Raw genomic sequence first — 17586 nt, 5'->3', positions numbered from 1 at the left:
CGCCCAGCGACGCGGCGGCGTTCCTGGGGCCAGCCGGATGAGGCGATGGTGACGTGGTCCGGGGGTGACCCGGTAGCGCAGCTCGTAGGTGCTCGGGTCAGCAATGTCCTTTCATCCGCGAGCTATCCGGTGACCAAGGGTGCTGGCACTACCTCGTGGTGGGCCTCGATCGAATCCCAGAAGCCGTTCCGGACGGCCTTGCGCTCGCTCTCCTCATCGACGTTGACGGCGCGCAGCTTGGCGTAGCGCATCAGGTCCTGGTCCATTCGCCGCGGCACCTGGGGCCGTCTGGAGTCTTTCAGAAGGCGAGAGATCACCTCCGGGTCCGCCCGCTCGATCCAGCGGCTGCCGTAGCGCGCTCCGGACTGGGTGGCATCGAGTTCTTCGAGGCGGTCTAGATGAAGTTCGCTGTTGTACTCAGAGGGGCTGGACAGCTGCCGCAGCAGTGGCGGCCCGATTCGCGCGGGCTCGGCCAGCGGGGCGGCTGAGCTGACGACATGGTCATCGTCAGGGGCGCCGGAGTCCGTCGCCTCGGCCGCCTGGGGTGGGCCGGCCGTCGCCGTCTCGGGCAGGTAGCCATCGACCGGCGTGGTCAACCCGCCCTGACCGATCGGCTGGGCGGGTTCGGCGGCGTGTTCGACATCGGGCTGCACGCGCCTCTTGATGAACGGGGAGAAGTCATCGAGTTCGAGAGTCAGGCGTCGGTCCGCGAGCGCGATGAGCTCCTCGCTCTGGCTGAACATGCGGTTCTCGGAGGCGACCCCCCACAGGTGGATGGCGAGTCCGAAGTCCGACGCTTCACGAAAACCCGGCACCAGGTCGCCATCGCCTGCCACCAGCACGAGCGTCTTGACCGTGTCGCGGTAGGCCGCCCGCATGGCGTCCCGCACGATCAGCGAGTCGACTGCCTTCTGCCGGATCTGCCCGTCGTTCAGTCTCACCGACCAACCCAACTGCACCTGCACCCCGGGCACGGCCGCGAGCGCGCGATGCTCGGGCCGAGGTCGGGAATCGCGGGCGGGGTCGTACCAGATCTGCCGTAGCAACTTCGTGCCGGTCTCCTCCTCGGCCAGGTCCGCGAGAGCTTCGGCAATGGCGGCGTAGTCGACTGCCACTTCCGAGCGGTCCTTCTGGCCGGCATGGATCACCAATGACTGGATGAGAAACCCTGCGTCAACCATCAGTATGGCGTCGGTCATACCCCGATTGTGCCGCTGCCAGGTCGGGGTGACCATGGCCGTCGGGGTGGGCGGCTGACCGGGCGCGGCATTTCGGCGACCGCGGGACTGGCGACCGCGGGACTGGCGACCGCGGCGTGGCCGGCGCGGATAGGCTGGCGGGGTGGAACTGACCCATGTCGACGCCAGCGGCACTGCCCGGATGGTGGACGTCTCGGCCAAGCAGGTCAGCGTGCGGGAAGCCACCGCCTCGGGGGTGTTCCGGACCACGGCCGAGGTGATCGATCTGCTGCGAGCCGACGGCCTGCCCAAGGGTGACGCGCTCGCGGTGGCCCGGATCGCCGGGATCGCCGCGGCCAAGCGGACCCCGGAGCTGATCCCGCTGTGCCATCCGGTGGCGATCCACGGCGTGACGGTGGACCTGGACCTGGACGCCGACCGGGTCCGGATCACCGCCACGGTGCGCACCGCCGATCGCACCGGGGTCGAGATGGAGGCGCTGACCTCGGTGGTCACGGCTGGTTTGGCCTTGTACGACATGGTGAAGGCTGTCGACCGCGCGGCGGTGCTGACCGACATCAGGCTGGAGCACAAGGCCGGCGGCCGGCGCGGCGATTGGGACCGGAACTCGCCATGACCGCATCCATCGGGGCGGCGGTGATCACCTGCTCCAACCGGTCCGCCGCCGGGGACCGCCCGGACGACTCCGGCCGGCTGCTGGCCGAGACGTTGCGGGACTGGGGCTATGACGTGCTGGCCAAACTGGTGGTGCCCGATGACGTCGCCCTGATCCAGAAGGCGTTGCGCCAGGTGCTGGCCGACGGCGCCCGGCTGGTGCTGACCACCGGCGGAACCGGCTTGAGTCCCACCGATGTCACGCCGGAAGCGGTCGGGCCGATGATCGAGCGCGACATCCCGGGAATCGCTGAGCGGATCCGGGCGGCGAATGTCGAGCAGGTGCCCACCGCCGTGCTCTCGCGCGGGGTGGCCGGCCTGATCGGGGACGCGCTGGTGGTGACGCTGCCGGGCTCGCCCGGCGGGGTGCGGGACGGGTTGGCGGTGCTGCAGCCGCTGGTGGGCCACCTGCTGGATCAGGCGTCCGGTGGCGACCACCGACCGGGAGGCGGGGTATGAAGGTCCGGATCGCCGAGGTCACCGAGTCCCCGCTCGACGTGAACGCCCATGCGGCTGCCACCCGGGACGCCGCGGCCGGCGCTGACGTCAGTTTCTGCGGGGTGGTCCGCGATCACGACCACGGCCGGACGGTGCTGGAGCTGGAGTACACCTCGCATCCGAGTGCCGCGGGCATCCTGCGCCAGGTCGCGGAAGAGATCGCCGCTGACCCGGCGGTGCTCGCGGTGGCGGTCAGCCACCGGATCGGCGTGCTGAAGATCGGCGACGTGGCGCTGGCCGCCTCGGTGACGGCCGCGCACCGCAAGCAGGCCTTCGACAGCTGCCAGCGGCTGGTGGACGAGGTGAAGGCCCGGCTGCCGATCTGGAAGCGCCAGGTCTTCGCCGACGGCACCGACGAATGGGTCAACTGCCCCTGACCGGATAGGTCGACTGCCCTTGAATAGGTCGACTGCCTCTGAACCGTAGCCGCGCTACTTGGGGCTCAACCGCCGGCGAACGGCGGCAGGATGTCGACCACCGTCCCGGCGGCCAGCGGCTGGTCGTCGCGGCTCGGACGGACCTCATCGACCAGCACCGAGCTGGCCGCGACCACCTCCGCCAGCCCCGGTCGAGCCTGCAGCTGGCTCAACAACTCGGCGAGGGTGCCGGCGGACAGCACTTCTGATGCCAGGCCAGCCGCCCGGCGGGCTCCTGCCCAGTACCGGACGGTGACCTGGGATGGCATCAGATCCTCGGCTTGTCCTCAGGGGTCTCGTCGAGGGGCGACGGCGTGTCGATGACCGGGTCGGGGTCATAGACCGAGCCCGCCGGCGGCGTCGGGGTGATCACCGGCTCGGCGGGGATCACTACCGGGGACACCGGCTCGCTGAGAACCGTGTCAGGTCCGCCGAGGTTGGTCGTCGGGCTGGTGCCAGCGGCGCCGGCGGTGCCGGTGCCGGCTGATTTGTCGCCGACCTTCTGGGCGGTCTGCTGAACGGCGCCCTGCACCTTGTCGATCTTCTCGGTGTAGCGGCCCTTGGTGGCCTTGTCGATGCTGCCGGCTGCCTTGCCGACGCCCTGGGACACTGCCGGAGCCGCCTTGCTGGCCAGCTCAGTGGCCTTCTCCTTGGCCTGTCCAGCCATCGGGCCGGCCTTCTCCTTGGCCTGCTGGGCCATCGGGCCGGCCTTCTCCTTCGCCTGGTCCGCCATCTTCTTCAACTTGTCCAACATGGATTTGGCCTCCTCGTGATGTTCAGAACAGAACGGGCACACTGGTGGGGTGGCCGAGTCGAAGCACAGTCAGCAACCCCCCGAGTCCTCTGACAGCGAAACACTTCAGGCTCCATCATTGCCTTCGGCAACCCCCGCCCGCCAGCCGGGGGAGGATCTGGCGCCCCAGCGCTCCACCGACGAGCGTGATCTCGGCTGGGGTGACGGGCCCGCTGAGTACGGCGATGACTGGTACCTGGCCGAGCGGCCGCCGCACCACGACTGAACCGCCACCGTGCCGGGTCCTTCACCGCCGCGCCGGCGCCTGAACCGCCGCGCCGGCGTCTGAACCACCGCCGCTGCGCCGGGTCTGTCAGAGCTGGGGATGCAGCGGCGTCGGCCCCGCGGTGCCGTCGGACGGCCGGGCGCCTAGCGCGTCCCGGATCTCGCGCAGCAGCAAGGTGGCTTCGGGGACCGCCTCCGGCTCTGGGGTCAGCCCGCTGGCCCGACGCTGCTGGATCCTGGCCATCGGCACCACGAACACGAAGTACACGACGGCCGCGGTCAGCACGAACACGATGATCGAGGTGATGATCGTCGAGAAGTCGATGGTGGTCTTGTCCGCGAGCTCCCCACCCCTGATGGCGAAGCTGAGCCCGTTCACCGACACGCCGGGCAGCGCGTTGAGGATCGGCGTGACGATCGACGAGACCATGGTGTCCACCACCTTGGCGAAGGCGGTGCCGATCACCACGGCGATCGCCAGATCGACGATATTGCCCCGCATCACGAAGTCGCGGAATCCTTTGAGCATGCCCACCCCTCTCATGGGAAGCCGGAGCACGCTCGGCGTTCGATGCGGCGCGCGGCCTCATGACGGCGGCACCAGGCTAGCGAGGAATTGCCCCGCCGGACGGCCGGCGAACCGGGCCGCGGTGGCACGGTCCGCGGCGATCACCAGGCTCGAGCCGCCGCTGCCGCTGGCCGGATCAGCCGGGGGCGGCACGACGGCAAGCACCCTGAGACCGGCGCCGACCCGGTGGCCGCCGCCCGGCGACGGGCTGCCCGAGATCAAGGCGTCGGCGCTTGCGGCGTACAGGTCGATCAGGGCGCCGGCCTGCAGGATGGCCGCCTGGTCACTGCCGGCCAGGCTGATCGTCAGGGCCACCTGACCGGGCGCCAGGGCCGCCGAGATGCCGGTGTCCAGCAACCGGGTGGCAGTGAGTGGCTCGCCGCGGCTCATGGCGGCGCCCACGGTGTGCCCGACCGCGTCGGAGAGCCGGCCGACCGCGGCAGCCGGCACGATGGCAGCCGGCCAGAGCACCGCCGCCAGGTCGGTGACTGCCAGCACCGTGCCGGGCGGCAAGGGCTTGGTAGTCACGAGCACGGGTGACCGGGGCTGCGGGGCGGGCACGGCGCGCGAGGACAGCGCGGACAGCACGGCCAGCACCAGGCAGAGGGCGGCGGCGACCCGGCGGGGCCAGCCCGCCAGGACCTGCAGGAGTCCGGCTAGGCGGAGCCGGGATAGGACGAGGACCATGACCCGAGCGTGGACCGGCGGGCCGGCCCGGGACACCGGCGATGGTCAATCTGTGGACAACCGCGCCGCCGTCCACAGCCGGCGAGGACCCAGCTGGACGGCTCAGGGGCGGGCGTGCTCAGCTTGCGACGGTGGCGGCCGGCTTGGCGGACTCGGCTTTGCTCTTGGCGGACGACTCGCCCGAACCCTTGCCGGCACTCGGGGAGTCGGCCGACTTGGCCGAGCCTGAACCGGTGTCGCTCTTGGCCGCCTCGCTCTTGCCGTCCTTGCTCTCGGCGCCGTTCTTGGCAGCCGCGCCGTCGGAGTCGGACTTGGCGTTGGCGCCGTTCTTGGCGTCCCGGCTGTCGTTGCGGTAGAAACCGGACCCCTTGAACACCACGCCCACCGAGCCGTACACCTTGCGCACCCGCTCGCTGCAGTCCGGGCACTGGCTGACGGCGGGATCGGTGAAGCTCTGAACCCGCTCGAAACGCAGTCCGCACTGGTCGCTGGTACAGGCGTATTGGTACGTCGGCATGGGTGTTGGAGCTCCTTCACGTGGCGCGGGTTCCAGCGGACTTAGCACTCTCGTCCGGTGACTGCCAACAATGGTGCGTCATGGATCATTCCGCCGTCCACTCGGGTCCTGCGTCCGAGCGCTCAGCGGGCAGCCAGGTCGAGCCAGCCGTCCGGGGTCACGACCGAGCTGACCGGCAGATCCCAGCTCTCGACGGGGACCTCGGGCAGCACTTCCTCGCGATAGAGCAGTGCGGCCACCGGCGTGCCGGCCGGCAGCCTGGCGAGCGCCCGATCGTAGGAGCCGCCGCCGCGGCCGAGGCGGTGACCGGCGGGATCGACGGCGAACGCCGGGACCAGCACCAGCGCCGCGGCGGCGATCGCGTCCAAGCCGAGCCGGGGTCCGGGCTCGCCGGTCGGGCTCCAGCCGGTCCAGTCCAGGTCCCGATCGGCCAGCGTGACCGGCACGATCACCCGGTGGCCCTCGCCGGTGAGCGCGGCGAGCAGCTCGGTCGAGCCCGGCTCGGTGCGCAGCGGCTCGTACGCCGCGATCAGGCTGCCCGGCCGCACCCGCCCGCCCCGGCAGCCCGCCAGCACATGCGCGCGGATCGCGGCCCGGTCTTCAAGGCGCTGCCGCTCGCTCCGCGCCGCCCGCGCCGCCGCGACGATCGAGCGCAGCGCGGTTTTGTCAGTCACCTGACTAGTCTCGCTGTATGAGTTCCGACGCGCAGTCCCGACCCGCCACCTCGACCGGGCGGCGTGCCCGCAAGGCCGTCATCCCCGCGGCGGGACTGGGCACCCGGTTCGCTCCGGCGACCAAGGTGGTGCCCAAGGAGCTGTTGCCGGTGGTGGACGTGCCGGCCCTGGAGTACATCGTCGCCGAGGCCGCCCGCGAGGGCCTGGCCGACGTCCTGATCATCACCGGCCGGGGCAAGTCGGCCATCGAGGACCATTTCGACGCCGCTCCGGAGATCGAGGAGGCCCTGGAGCGCAAGGGTGACAAGCAGCGGCTCTCGCGCATCCGCCGGTCGACCGAGCTGGCCCGGATGCACTACACCCGCCAGCGCGAGGCTCGCGGCCTGGGCGACGCGGTGTCCTACGCCGAGGCGTTCACGGGCGATGAGTCGTTCGCGGTGCTGCTGGGCGATGACATCATCGACGAACGGGACGTGCTGCTGGCCCGGATGCTGGACCTGCAGGCCGAGACCGGTGGCATCGTGGTCGGGCTGATCGAGGTCGAGGGCCGGTTCATCTCGCTGTACGGCAGCATCAAACCGGCCGGTGAGCTCGTCGACGGCGTGATCGAGATCGAGACGCTGATCGAGAAGCCGAAGCCGGAGGAGGCGCTGTCCAACCTGGCCGTGATCGGGCGCTATGTGCTGCCGCCGGGGATCTTCGACGCGCTGCGCCGCACCGAACTGGGCGCGCGTGGCGAGCTGGAGCTGACCGATGCGATGCGGGTGCTGGGGCAGGATGGGGTTCCGATACACGGAGTCGTGTTCTCCGGGCGCCGCTATGACACCGGTGACCGGCAGGACTACCTGCGCGCGGTGGTGCGGCTGGCGTGTGAACATCCGGAGCTGGGCGCGGACTTCTCCGGCTGGTTGGCAGAATTCGTCCGCACCCTGGAGTAGCCGGCCCCGCCCGCCGCCCGAGCCGTAGGAGCGCACCGAAGTGAGCGACAGCAGCAGCGATTGGCCGACCGACACCATTCCGGTGGTGCCGGCCGACGATCCCGACGCCGGCCGGCAGCCCTCACAGCCCGGCAGCTCCGCACGGCCCGCCCCGCCCGTCCTGCGCCCGGTCGCCGAGCAGTTGGAGAAGGTGCTGGCGACCATCGGCTCGATCGACCCGATCCAGCTGGCGCTGCTGGACGCCCAGGGGCTGCTGCTGGCCGAGGAGGTGGTCGCCGACGCCCCGCTGCCCGGCTTCGACAACGCCGCGATGGACGGCTACGCGGTCCGGGCGGTGGACCTGCGGCAGGCCAGTGAGGCCGAGCCGATCTCGTTGCCGGTGGTCGGTGACGTGCTGGCCGGCGCCCGGTCGGTGTCCGGAATGGGGCCGGGACTGTGCATGCGGATCATGACCGGCGCGCCGATCCCGCCCGGCGCCGACGCCGTCATCCCGCTCGAGCACACCGACCGCGGGGTGGCCCGGGTGCAGATCCACCGGCCGGTGCGCAGCGGTGAGTGCGTCCGGCGGGCCGGTGAGGACCTGGCCGCCGGCGCGCTGGCGCTGGCGCCCGGGGCGACCCTGGGCCCGCAGCAGATCGCGCTGCTGGCCGCCGTGGGGCACGACCGGGTGATGGTGCAGCCGCGGCCCCGGGTAGTGGTGATCTCGACCGGTTCCGAGCTGGTCGACGTCGGCAAGCAGGCCGGGTTCGGCGAGGTGTCGGACTCCAACTCCTACATGCTGGCGGCCGCGGCCCGCGACGCCGGCGCCGACGCCTACCGGGTCGGCATCATCCCCGACGACCATGCCCGGCTGCTCGACGTGCTGGACTCCCAGCTGCTGCGCGCCGACCTGATCATCACCTCGGGCGGGGTGAGCATGGGCGCCTTCGACATCGTCAAGGAGGCGCTGAGCCAGATCGGCACGGTCGAGTTCACCAACATCGCCATGCAGCCGGGCTCACCCCAGGGCTTCGGCACACTGGGACGGGAGCGCACGCCGATCTTCTGCCTGCCGGGCAACCCGGTGTCCTCGCTGGTGTCCTTCGAGGTGTTCGTCCGTCCCGCCATCCGCAAGTTGCTGGGCAAGCGCAACGTGCACCGGCAGAGCATCCAGGCGATGGCTCTGGAGCGGATGGACAGCCCCGAGGGCAAGCGGCAGTTCCGCCGGGGCTTGCTGCACCGCGAGCCGGACGGCCGGTACTCGGTGTCGCTGGTCGGCGGCAACGGATCGCATCTGGTCGCGGCGATGGCCGCTTCGAACTGCCTGGTGGTCATCGACGAGGACGTGACCGAGGTGGTTCCGGGTTCGAGGGTGACAGTCCAGCCGCTGATGCTCGCCCAGCGCTGAGATGTCGCAGCTGCACCCGGGCTGGCCGGCCGTGCTGGTGGCCGGCCCGGTGACGCTGCGGCCGTTGCGCCGCCGCGACGCCGGCGCCTGGAGCCGCAGCCGGATGGCCAATGTCGAATGGCTGGCGAGGTGGGAGCCGACCTCAAGCCAGTCCTGGCAGAGCCGCAACTCGGTCACCGAGTACCACCGGACGCTGTCGCGGCTGCGCTCGGCGGCCAGGCTCGGCACCATGCTGCCGTTCGCGATCGTCTACGGCGACCGGCTGGTCGGCCAGCTGAACGTGTCCAACGTGGTGCGCGGGGCGCTCCGGTCCTGCAGCGTGGGCTACTGGATCGACTCCTCGGTGGCCGGACGGGGGATCACCCCCACCGCGCTGGCGCTGACCATCGACCACTGCCTGACCGAGGCCCGGTTGCACCGGGTCGAGGTGAACATCCGGCCCGAGAACCACGCCAGCATCCGGGTGGTGGAGAAGCTCGGGCTGCGCCAGGAGGGCTACCACGAGCGGTTTCTCGACATCGACGGCGGCTGGCGCGATCACCTGTCCTACGCCATCACCGCCGAAGAGATCTTCACCGGCACCACGCTGTCCCGGCTGAGCGCCCTGCCGGTGCCGCCGGGCTGAACGCCCCTGCCGGGCCGCGGGTTTGAGACGCGCACGGACCGGGAACCCGCTTTTGCCAACCATAAACCCGCACTTGACATTGACACCCGGCGCGCCTGCGGACATCGGGTGAAGCAGCGTCTTAGCGTTGCCTGCATAGCTGTGACAGGTGTGACAGGAGATGGTAGATGATTTCGCCGACGATGACGGTGCTGGTCCTCGCCGTCCTCTGGCTGATCGTCGTGATACCCATGTTCGTCAAGCGCAAGGACGATCGGGCCGGTGAGCGCTCAGTCGCCCGGTTCGGCGGCGCGATGCGGGCGCTGTCCAGCCGCGGTCCGGTGACCGCCCACACCCGGCCGGCCGCGGCTGAGGACCGGCCCAGGCGCCGTCGCGCCACCCACGCTCAAGTGTTCATCCCCGGCGGCCCCGCGCGGCCGCAGGTTCCACCCGCGGGCCGCCGGCCGGTGCCCGCCGCCATGGAGGCAGTCATGTACCCCGATCAGATCGCCAAGGCCGACATGTCCGACGCCCGCCGTCAGATGATGGCCCGCCGACGGCGATCACTTGCCATCCTCGCGGCCGGGACGATCATCGGCCTGCTGTGGGTGCTGATCGGCGGAGGCGGGCTGGCCTGGACGGTGGCGCTGCTGTTCACCGCCTCGCTGGCCAGCTACCTGCTGTTCCTGCGCAACCAGGCACTGCGTGACCGCGACCGGCGCGAGCAGCGCCAGCAGCGCTCCGGCCTGACCAAGCCCAGGGGGTACGACGCGACCGAGCAGTTTCCCTACCGGGCCGACTCCGACACCGTAGTGCGGATCGACGACGAGGACGTCCAGCTGCGCGGGGTCGCCGACACCGTGGACCTGACCGGGCTCTACGTCGAGGAGCAGTTCGACGAGCGGTCCATGCGCCGGGCGGTCTGACGGCGCGGTCGCTGATCGCGCTGGGCGGTCTGAGGACGCGGGCCGCGATCGCGCTGGGTGATCCTGCCGAGCGTCGTGGCCGCCCCTGGGAGTGGCCGATCGACAGGCTGGTAATCTTCGGAGCTGGTTGGGGGCTGTGGCGCAGTCCGGTAGCGCACCTCGTTCGCATCGAGGGGGCCAGGGGTTCGAATCCCCTCAGCTCCACCACGGTGTACCGGTCGCTATACCGCTCGGTATTCCGACCGCTGCGACATCGCACGTGGCCGAGCCAGACGAGTGTGCCATGTGTACTCAATCAGCAGCTCAGGCGGCGGCAGCACCGAACTCAGCTATGACGGCCAGCAAGTCCTCAAGCGCGAGGTCGGCGGCGTTTACCGGGCCAGGGCGCGCCTACGATCTTCCAGATAGCGGCGTGAACACGCCAGGCAGTGTGGGTTATGGGATCGTTAAAGTTAGGCACTATCACCGACGAGGAGCCAGGATGTCCTTGCAGTCCGACCCCGCGAAGTCGATCTTCGCGGACTACGTCGAGCAGACCATCCGGTCGGACGCGCGGGTCGTGCCGAAGCTTGTCTGGCGCGATCGGCTATTAGAGGTACGGGTTCCCCAGGAGTCTGCGGCCGCGGCTCGGGCATGCTTGCCTTTGATCAACAAGCGTGGTGCACCATCCGATGTTTCAGCAACTGTGGTGGCGATCACTGAGGCATGACTCCGCAACAAGCAGGATCAGGCGACGCTGACTTCAGCCGCCCGCAACCGCCGTCGATCAACGCAGCGCTGGTTCGAGCGGTATGGCCGTCGGGGGAATTAGGGCCGAAGGCCAGTGGAGCGCTGATCTGCGTCGGCGACGAACTGTTCTTACTCACCAATTGGCACGTCGCGACCGGACGGCGGTGGCAGACTCCGGCCGAACGGCTCACCTGGAAGAGCGAAAATCCGAACGAGATCCAGTGGGCGCTGGACGGTCAGACGCAATGCTCGCCAGCCGCGCTGAGGGTCAGCATCCACGTCCTCGGTCATCAGCGCGACCTCGTGCAGATTGACATGGAAGACGAGCAAGCCGATGACTTGCAGCCACGGTATGCATGGGACAGCCCCGACGGGATGCTCCATGAGGAGCTAGAAATGCCCCGGCACGATTTGGTATGCCTGCATCTCGGACGCGGCCTCGGCGAGTTGAACGGACGCTTATCAACGGCGTTCCGCACACGCGTGCGTCTTGGCTACAGCTACTGGGAGATCGGCAGGCAACACCTACCTGCTGTAGCCGACCGAATTTTCGTGGTGGGCTACCCCAGCGACATCGGAACCCGGGAGACTGATCCACCCGTGTGGATCAGCGGCAGCATCGCAACAGACCCGCTGAGGGAGTGGGAGGGTAAACGATTCCTGATCGATTCCCGGACCCGTGAAGGCCAGTCCGGAGCTGCCGTCATAGCGTATTCACCGGCGTCGGGCGGCATGCCGAGTCGGCATCATTTTCTGGGTGTATACAGCGGGCGCATCGACCACAATGCGGATGTAGGCAGCGTGTGGTGGATCGACGACCTCGTCGAGGACCTGGTGACCGGACGACGACGGCCGAGATATGCGGTGCGGACCGCGAACCTCGGACTGGGAATGTTGCTGCCAGACTTGCCTCCCCCGCCGGCACCCGAGCCGGCCGACCTCAGTCTGTTGCTTGACATCTTTGGAGAGTCCGAACGCGACGATTAAGTGAACGCCAAACTCACGCCCCGCGAAGCACGGCGTCCTGCGGCGAACCTCGGCGCTCACGAACGCGGGAGCGAGTAACAAGTCACTCGCGCTGAGCTTTCCATGAACCGACGTCGGGAGCGCACCTCGGCCCGCGGGAGTACAGAAGGTTGACAGACGTCCGAACGGGTTTCAACTGCCAGATTCAGATGCCCGCATCCCGGACATGGTCGGGTTGCGCTCAATGCTGACAGACCGGTGCGCGATGATGTGTGAATGCGTGTCTTCATTAGCAGTGTCCGCCAGGGGCTGGAGGCCGAGCGTGACGCCCTGCCGGGTCTGATCTCGGCTCTCGGTTATATGCCCGTGCGGTTCGAAGACTTTGGCCCGCAAGGGGTGCCATCGAGACAAGCGTGTCTCGATGGCGTTGCCGGTAGCGATGTCTACTTACTCCTGCTGGGTCCGAAGTACGGCTACCGGTTTCCTGAGACCGGACAGTCGGCTACCCATGACGAGTTCGTGGCTGCCCAGACAGCGGGTATTCCGCGCCTGGTCTTCCGCAAGCAAGGGGTGACGCTGGAGCCCGACCAGGAGGAGTTCGTTCGGCTCGTCGGTGATTACGGCACAGGCATTTTCTACGACACTTTCACCAACGCAGCAGACCTCCAAGCAAAGGTCGTAGCCGCAATCCGTAACCTTGAGACCAGGCCGCGAGGCGTCACCTATGAGGCCCTGCCAGGCCCACCGGCTGTCACGTGGAAATCGGACTGGTCATCTGATTATGGAGCTAACACCGCTGAAGCGATGTTGGAAGTCCACGTGATACCAATCGAGCAGCCGCTTCGGACAGGGCGTGAAATGCTGCAGGTTGCTGATGGACTGGCGTCGGCCCTGCGGCGCTCCAATGTCGTAGCAGCAACCGCGGCGATTGACGTCACATCCGGAGACGGAACAGTCTTTGCAGATTTTCCGGCCGCCTCACGGCAGTGGAATCAGCCGGTTGACGCCCAGCTCCGCCAAGTGCGAGTCAGCGCTAGCGGACAGGTATCAATGGTCACTGCTTTACCCCGAGGGTCGATGGCGGCGATTTTTGATCCTGCAGATGTCACTAAGCAGATCACGATGTCGCTCCGATTGGTTGGCGCACTTCAGGTGATCCATTCGAGCACGGTGGCGATCGCCGCTGGAGTCGAACCGACGATGATGCTGGCGGTTGGCACGCTCAACGAGCTGCGGAACGCTAACAGCATCTCTTTTGGCCTCGGTGGCAATCCTGTTCGCCTTGAACCGGATGAGGCAGTCAGCCGCGAGGCATTGGACAACGGTGCGGTCCACGTCGCTGCCACAATTTCTCGATTACTTACGGAAAGAATGACGGCCCGACACAGATAGGTTTTTCGTCAGGGCGGGATTCGGCGTGCACGCCCTCGCGGCACGATAAGCTGTCCACGCAGGTGTACTATCACTGGCCTGGCTAATCAGCGTCAACAGTTTGCACTGTACGGGCAGCTGTTGGCAGGTCCCATGCGACCAACTGGGCGTCGGCTCCGTTGTTGACGTCTAACCAGGCGACAGCGGACAGGGCCGGATCGAATCTGGGTGGCGCATCGGTCATCCTCAGCTCGATGGGGCCGGAATCGATGGGGCCGACGGCGTCGATCGGGATGTTCATGGTCACCGTGTTGTTGCCCTCGAGAATGCTGTCGACGTGATCCGCCGTAAGGCCGGTGCCGTCGTCGGCGCTGAGCACGACAATGAACGGCATGTCATGTCTGTCTGCCAGGCGGCGGTATTTTTTGACCTTCCGTTCGATTGCTTCCACGACGTCCTTGCGATCGGTGGCAGCAGCCTCACGGATGGGGAGGAGTTCCGCGTATCCCGTTGTCGTGGTGCCGACGACTCGGAAGATGAGATCGTCGCAGCGGTAGCTGGCGCCAACTCGGCGGGGTTCGATCAGCCATCGTCGCAGCTCTGCCTCCATACGTTTGCGCATTCTGGCGTCCGGCGGAGCAGCACCGCCGGGCTGGGCCGCGCTGGCTGCGAGTGCGACGGGGGCCGGTACCTTTCTGATTCGCTGAGCCAGGCCGGCCCACTGCTTGTTCCGCGAGACTGCATCCTCGGCAAGGCCGCGGGTCCATACTTCGGCCATCAGCCGGTGGCCTTCGTCGTCGGTGACAATCAGGTCTGGTGTGAGGTCATCGATCGTCGGGTTGAACTGCACGCTGTAGCCGTGCGTGCGCATTGCAGCGCCGGTAGCTAGCTCCGCGACTACCTGCGTGTGCCTGGCCGGGTCACCCAGTCGACTTAGCAGTTCACCGACAGCCATCCGGTCAAACCCGTCGACCTGGTCATTTATCCACGCACGCAGCTCGGCGTACTGAGGCTGGATCGCGTGCGCCCAGAGCTTCGGTCGAACGTATTCATGGACGCTGGCGAAGCGATGTTCGATGCCCTGTACCACTAATGGGCTAAAGAAGCCGCTGTGGCTGTGACGATTCGGCACTAGCTCTCCACTCTGCTTGCCCAAATTTCAAATTTAGATCGGCCTGCCAAACCGGATAACAGTCTCAGGTCCGCTTGAGGTCGCTGGGCCACACCAGACCGGCTCAGGGCCTGTCGCACCGTCTCCGCAGTGCAATCAGAACTGGCTCCCGATACGGACAAGGGACCAGCCTGCGAGGTACAGCAGACCACCTGCGCAATACCATCAGCAGAAAGACCTCGCTGGAGAGGCCCCACGCCGCTGCGACGCAGGATGGAGCTGACGGTGTTGCGGTTGATGCCGAAGTCGGTGGCCAGCTGGTTGATCTTGGTACCGACCTGGTAGGCGGCGATCAGCTGGGCGATCTCAGCACCCGCGAGTCGGGTCTGGACCTGCCGCGGAGGTCGTGCAGCGGTCGTCGATCGGTTGGCTTGCGGCCGGAACGACAAAGCCTGGAAGTCTTTCCGAAGGTTCGAACTAACTCCCGTGAGGACCACCACGGCGTACCGGTCGCTGTACCGCTCGGTATTCCGATCGCTCGGGGGTATCCGGGCGGTTCCGAGCGCGCCGGCCGGGGTTGAACCATGCTCGTGCGAACGCACTGCTAACCATCTGGTGCAGCGCGTAGCGCTTCGGTAGGGGCCACGACGCGTTCTGATCAGCTCACGAGTACGAGCACGCCCGAGTCAACGCGCTGGTGCCAGGTGTCGAGCAGGAACTCGCTCACTGCGACGGCGCTGTTGAGTGCTAGGCGAGCGTGCCGGGCGAGCGCTGGGCTTGCAGCGGATCGCCCATGACCGAGACCGAGTTCGTTCCGCAGCTCCGCTAGTCCCTGCACCGTTGTCGTTAGCGTTCGTAGGATCATCGCTGCTGATTGACTGCCCTTCGTACTTTCAGGCACCGCGTCTGCTCGCAGGTTCAGTAGCGTTGCGACCTGCTTTGTACAGCGCCGGTAGATCGTCATTCCTGTTGTACGTTTCGCCTGCTCGATCGAGGATGATCTTGCATAGGCTTTCCAGTAGCTCCTTCGAGGAGGCGATGGCTGCGGCCGGATCCTTGGCTACTGAATTCTCGATCCGGTCCAGATGTTCATGGAGGACCTTCGGATCGGTTAGCAGCTCGGGCGGGCGCCCGTTGAGCGCGAGGTCGGGTCAATCGCCGTGGAAGGACTCGCGGGGTCGGCCGCCGAAGATCGGACGACCGCTCATGGAGCCGACGACGGCTAGCTCGTATCCGTCTGGCCGGAGCGCTTCGTTAAAGCGCGTGAGCAACTCATCCACCTCATCAGCGTTCCGAACGACGGGATGCAGCATCTCAGCGAGGAAGCGCAGCAACACTTCATCTGGCCCCCTACGTAGCTCGAACCGCGGATCATCGAAGACCCAGTAGGCATCCCAATCGTCGTTGTAGACCCGATGCTGATGAATGTCACCGGCCGCGTCCTTATAGCGGCTGTCCGTACTCGGCAACGCCGACAGGTCATAGATTCGGTTGAGGAACGCGACCTCCTCCAGCCGACCCGGCCACCAGGTTCGTGACAATACAAGGCTGTCCAGGAGGTCACGGCGCGTGAGCTCCGTGATGCGCGTCCGCGCGGCGGTCGGCGAATCGTCCTGTCTACGCACTCTCGTCCCCTGCAAGTCTCCGATGGTCGTCGGTAGGTACACAGGCTACTTCGGCTATCGGACTCAGGGGCCGGCTGAGTGTCGGTGCCGTGGGGCGCACCCTTCGATCGCACACTTACCGACGTGAGCTACCACGATGATCCTGCGGGCTACGCCGCCCGCCTTGAAGCCAAGCTGGCACCGGCCCGGATTAGAGCCACGCTGGCGTTCGCTGGCTTGTATCAGATCACCCACGAGATGATCAAGCAGTCGGTCGTCGACGAGGTGCGCCTGTTCTACCGGACAGGGTTCCAGGATCGCGTGTGGACGTATGACGAAGTCAATTACGAGGCCCAGGTGCTTCGCAAGGCCCCAAAGAACAAGTTCCGTGCTTCCGTGCTCTGGCTGGTAGAGGGCGGTGCGCTCACCCTCGAGCAAGCTGATCGGTTGACGGCGATCTACAGCCATCGCCACGAGTTGAGCCACGAACTCATCAAGTACATCATCGATCCGGACTTGGAGCCGGACCTGGACCTATTAACGGACGCATTGACCATCCTGAAAGCCATTCGACGCTTCTGGACCTCGATTGAGCTTGACATTGGCACGTTCGAAGATCACGGTGATGTCGACCTCGATGAGATCGTTCCGCTCTCGCTCATGGCGCTGCAACAGTGCATAGATGCTTACGTAGCCGGCTTAGACGAGGTCGATCAGAGTGAGTAGCGCAGGATGCATAGCGTATGCGCGCTGCTTCAACGAAGTCATAGAGGCTGGTGGGCAGGCTCACCTACGTGCGATAATTTCGGCGTCGCTGGGTTGAGCCCGGTTCACGGGTTCCACACAGCCGCAGTAGCTGGCGCTGTTACGTTCATGAGCACCTTGTCTCTGGTCCTGACCTCGCACCGTGAACCAGCAATGAAGGTCAAGGACAGAAAGGAGGTGGTGGCCGTGGCTGCTAAAGGTTACGTCTCGATGGTTAGCCGTGCACTACTCCAGTCCTTGGCTGCAGTGGCAGCGGGCGTCGCGGGAGCGGCTGTGCTGGGCTGAGCCCAGCGGCACGATTGCTTCATGAGGACTTACCCGCGGCTGGTCTTGCCGCCGCGCATAGCAGGGTTACTCAAGCCACCAACTTATTTACATTTGACATATAATTCGACCATGACGAAGCCTAGTACCAGTGAACAATATGAGCTGCAAGCGAAGATCGAAAGCTTTTGCCCGCTGCCTAATTCGCAGATGGGGCCAGGGAGATACTTTTATTGGTTCCTCGCGTATCACATCAAAGCGTCCCAGGTCGAATTTGCCGATGTTGTGGTGGACACAGAGCTTTCTGAGTTCAACGCACGGGTGGGGTCGGTTTTCGTGATTACGGGTACAGGCTTCATTTTTGCAGAATACTCAGGTGCGGCTGATGAGGAATCCCGTGACCCGTCCCAGGATTTTGGCACTGTGAACATCACCGTTCACTCAAAGGTCCCAGCTCCTTGTGAGTCTATAAAATGGACCGGTCGAAGCCTCCGAATCCCGAAGAGCAACTATGGGGATGGCAGCGGCCCTGCTCGACTTGAAAAGGGTTCCATTGCAGTGAACGGTCGAGGATGGAATGTGCTGTTGCCAGCTCGATCCCTTGACGGTGCCGATGAATATTTCGATCAGCTCCGCACGGCCCTTGGACTCTCAGCAGATGATGTGAATCGGTAATCATGCCGACTACGC

At 66.6% G+C, this 17586-nt stretch carries 22 protein-coding genes and 1 tRNA gene; 14 read left to right on the top strand and 9 right to left on the bottom strand.

Annotation, left to right across the window (positions count from 1 at the left end):
* Positions 1-122: 122 nt before the first annotated feature.
* Complete coding sequence (locus tag VF557_12915; protein ID HEX8081105.1) at positions 123-1235, bottom strand: NYN domain-containing protein; 1113 nt, start codon at positions 1233-1235, stop codon at positions 123-125.
* 106 nt (positions 1236-1341) lie between these two features.
* Here VF557_12915 and moaC point away from each other — a divergent pair, with 106 nt between their 5' ends.
* From moaC to VF557_12900, 3 genes are read left to right on the top strand one after another with little or no spacing between them, the layout of a single operon-like run.
* Entirely contained in the window at positions 1342-1815 is a 474-nt protein-coding gene (gene moaC, locus VF557_12910; protein ID HEX8081104.1) for a cyclic pyranopterin monophosphate synthase MoaC, read from the top strand.
* Complete coding sequence (locus VF557_12905) at positions 1812-2312, top strand: MogA/MoaB family molybdenum cofactor biosynthesis protein (GenBank protein HEX8081103.1); 501 nt, start codon at positions 1812-1814, stop codon at positions 2310-2312. The genes moaC and VF557_12905 overlap by 4 nt, the downstream gene beginning before the upstream one ends.
* The gene (locus VF557_12900; GenBank protein ID HEX8081102.1) at positions 2309-2728 is read left to right on the top strand and encodes a molybdenum cofactor biosynthesis protein MoaE; all 420 of its coding nucleotides are present in this window, start codon (positions 2309-2311) and stop codon (positions 2726-2728) included. Before VF557_12905 ends, VF557_12900 begins: the two co-directional genes overlap by 4 nt.
* Positions 2729-2793: 65 nt before the next feature.
* Here VF557_12900 and VF557_12895 read toward each other — a convergent pair whose 3' ends face one another.
* Both VF557_12895 and VF557_12890 read right to left on the bottom strand, forming a co-directional pair.
* Positions 2794-3036 carry a MoaD/ThiS family protein gene (locus VF557_12895; protein ID HEX8081101.1) on the bottom strand — a complete coding sequence of 81 codons (243 nt, stop codon included), beginning with the start codon at positions 3034-3036 and terminating at the stop codon, positions 2794-2796.
* A complete protein-coding gene (locus tag VF557_12890) occupies positions 3036-3521 on the bottom strand; it encodes an antitoxin (GenBank protein ID HEX8081100.1) in 486 nt (161 codons plus the stop codon). The genes VF557_12895 and VF557_12890 overlap by 1 nt, the downstream gene beginning before the upstream one ends.
* 118 nt (positions 3522-3639) lie before the next feature.
* Here VF557_12890 and VF557_12885 point away from each other — a divergent pair, with 118 nt between their 5' ends.
* Positions 3640-3786 (top strand): hypothetical protein, encoded by a 147-nt coding sequence (locus VF557_12885; GenBank protein HEX8081099.1) that lies wholly within the window; start codon positions 3640-3642, stop codon positions 3784-3786.
* Between the two features lie 87 nt (positions 3787-3873).
* Here the strand turns inward: VF557_12885 and mscL are convergent, their stop codons facing one another.
* The 4 genes from mscL to VF557_12865 all read right to left on the bottom strand — a co-directional run bounded on the left by mscL (position 3874) and on the right by VF557_12865 (position 6231).
* The gene (gene mscL / locus VF557_12880; GenBank protein ID HEX8081098.1) at positions 3874-4314 is read right to left on the bottom strand and encodes a large conductance mechanosensitive channel protein MscL; all 441 of its coding nucleotides are present in this window, start codon (positions 4312-4314) and stop codon (positions 3874-3876) included.
* A gap of 57 nt (positions 4315-4371) precedes the next feature.
* Positions 4372-5040, bottom strand: a complete 669-nt coding sequence (locus tag VF557_12875) for an SAF domain-containing protein (protein ID HEX8081097.1) — start codon at positions 5038-5040, stop codon at positions 4372-4374.
* A gap of 118 nt (positions 5041-5158) precedes the next feature.
* Positions 5159-5557, bottom strand: coding sequence for an FmdB family zinc ribbon protein (locus VF557_12870; protein ID HEX8081096.1), 399 nt, complete (start codon positions 5555-5557; stop codon positions 5159-5161).
* Between the two features lie 122 nt (positions 5558-5679).
* Positions 5680-6231, bottom strand: coding sequence for a 5-formyltetrahydrofolate cyclo-ligase (locus tag VF557_12865; GenBank protein ID HEX8081095.1), 552 nt, complete (start codon positions 6229-6231; stop codon positions 5680-5682).
* A gap of 17 nt (positions 6232-6248) precedes the next feature.
* Here VF557_12865 and VF557_12860 point away from each other — a divergent pair, with 17 nt between their 5' ends.
* The 8 genes from VF557_12860 to VF557_12825 all read left to right on the top strand — a co-directional run bounded on the left by VF557_12860 (position 6249) and on the right by VF557_12825 (position 13173).
* Positions 6249-7169 carry a UTP--glucose-1-phosphate uridylyltransferase gene (locus VF557_12860; protein ID HEX8081094.1) on the top strand — a complete coding sequence of 307 codons (921 nt, stop codon included), beginning with the start codon at positions 6249-6251 and terminating at the stop codon, positions 7167-7169.
* A gap of 40 nt (positions 7170-7209) precedes the next feature.
* Positions 7210-8556 carry a gephyrin-like molybdotransferase Glp gene (glp, locus tag VF557_12855; GenBank protein ID HEX8081093.1) on the top strand — a complete coding sequence of 449 codons (1347 nt, stop codon included), beginning with the start codon at positions 7210-7212 and terminating at the stop codon, positions 8554-8556.
* 1 nt (position 8557) lies between these two features.
* Positions 8558-9181 carry a GNAT family protein gene (locus VF557_12850; GenBank protein HEX8081092.1) on the top strand — a complete coding sequence of 208 codons (624 nt, stop codon included), beginning with the start codon at positions 8558-8560 and terminating at the stop codon, positions 9179-9181.
* A 167-nt stretch (positions 9182-9348) separates the two neighbouring features.
* Positions 9349-10086, top strand: a complete 738-nt coding sequence (locus VF557_12845) for a hypothetical protein (protein HEX8081091.1) — start codon at positions 9349-9351, stop codon at positions 10084-10086.
* Positions 10087-10216: 130 nt separating this feature from the next.
* Positions 10217-10293: transfer RNA gene (locus tag VF557_12840), tRNA-Ala, on the top strand.
* A gap of 274 nt (positions 10294-10567) precedes the next feature.
* Positions 10568-10795 (top strand): hypothetical protein, encoded by a 228-nt coding sequence (locus VF557_12835; GenBank protein HEX8081090.1) that lies wholly within the window; start codon positions 10568-10570, stop codon positions 10793-10795.
* Positions 10792-11802 (top strand): hypothetical protein, encoded by a 1011-nt coding sequence (locus VF557_12830; GenBank protein ID HEX8081089.1) that lies wholly within the window; start codon positions 10792-10794, stop codon positions 11800-11802. The genes VF557_12835 and VF557_12830 overlap by 4 nt, the downstream gene beginning before the upstream one ends.
* Positions 11803-12057: 255 nt before the next feature.
* Positions 12058-13173 (top strand): DUF4062 domain-containing protein, encoded by a 1116-nt coding sequence (locus VF557_12825; protein ID HEX8081088.1) that lies wholly within the window; start codon positions 12058-12060, stop codon positions 13171-13173.
* An 82-nt stretch (positions 13174-13255) separates the two neighbouring features.
* On the opposite strand, the gene VF557_12820 is transcribed toward VF557_12825, so the two are convergent.
* Entirely contained in the window at positions 13256-14284 is a 1029-nt protein-coding gene (locus VF557_12820) for a hypothetical protein (GenBank protein HEX8081087.1), read from the bottom strand.
* Between the two features lie 1130 nt (positions 14285-15414).
* Entirely contained in the window at positions 15415-15888 is a 474-nt protein-coding gene (locus VF557_12815) for a hypothetical protein (protein ID HEX8081086.1), read from the bottom strand.
* Positions 15889-16011: 123 nt separating this feature from the next.
* On the opposite strand from VF557_12815, the gene VF557_12810 reads away from it, so the two are divergent.
* Positions 16012-16593, top strand: coding sequence for a hypothetical protein (locus VF557_12810; protein HEX8081085.1), 582 nt, complete (start codon positions 16012-16014; stop codon positions 16591-16593).
* Positions 16594-17028: 435 nt separating this feature from the next.
* On the top strand, positions 17029-17571 hold the full coding sequence (locus VF557_12805; GenBank protein HEX8081084.1) for a hypothetical protein: 543 nt from the start codon (positions 17029-17031) through the stop codon (positions 17569-17571).
* The last annotated feature ends 15 nt before the right edge of the window (positions 17572-17586 follow it).

Source organism: Jatrophihabitans sp., assembly GCA_036389035.1.
In the GTDB taxonomy this organism is placed as follows: Bacteria; Actinomycetota; Actinomycetes; order Mycobacteriales; family Jatrophihabitantaceae; genus Jatrophihabitans_A.
The sequence above is the reverse complement of the archived record's forward strand: the minus strand, read 5'-3'. Positions and strand labels throughout refer to the sequence as shown.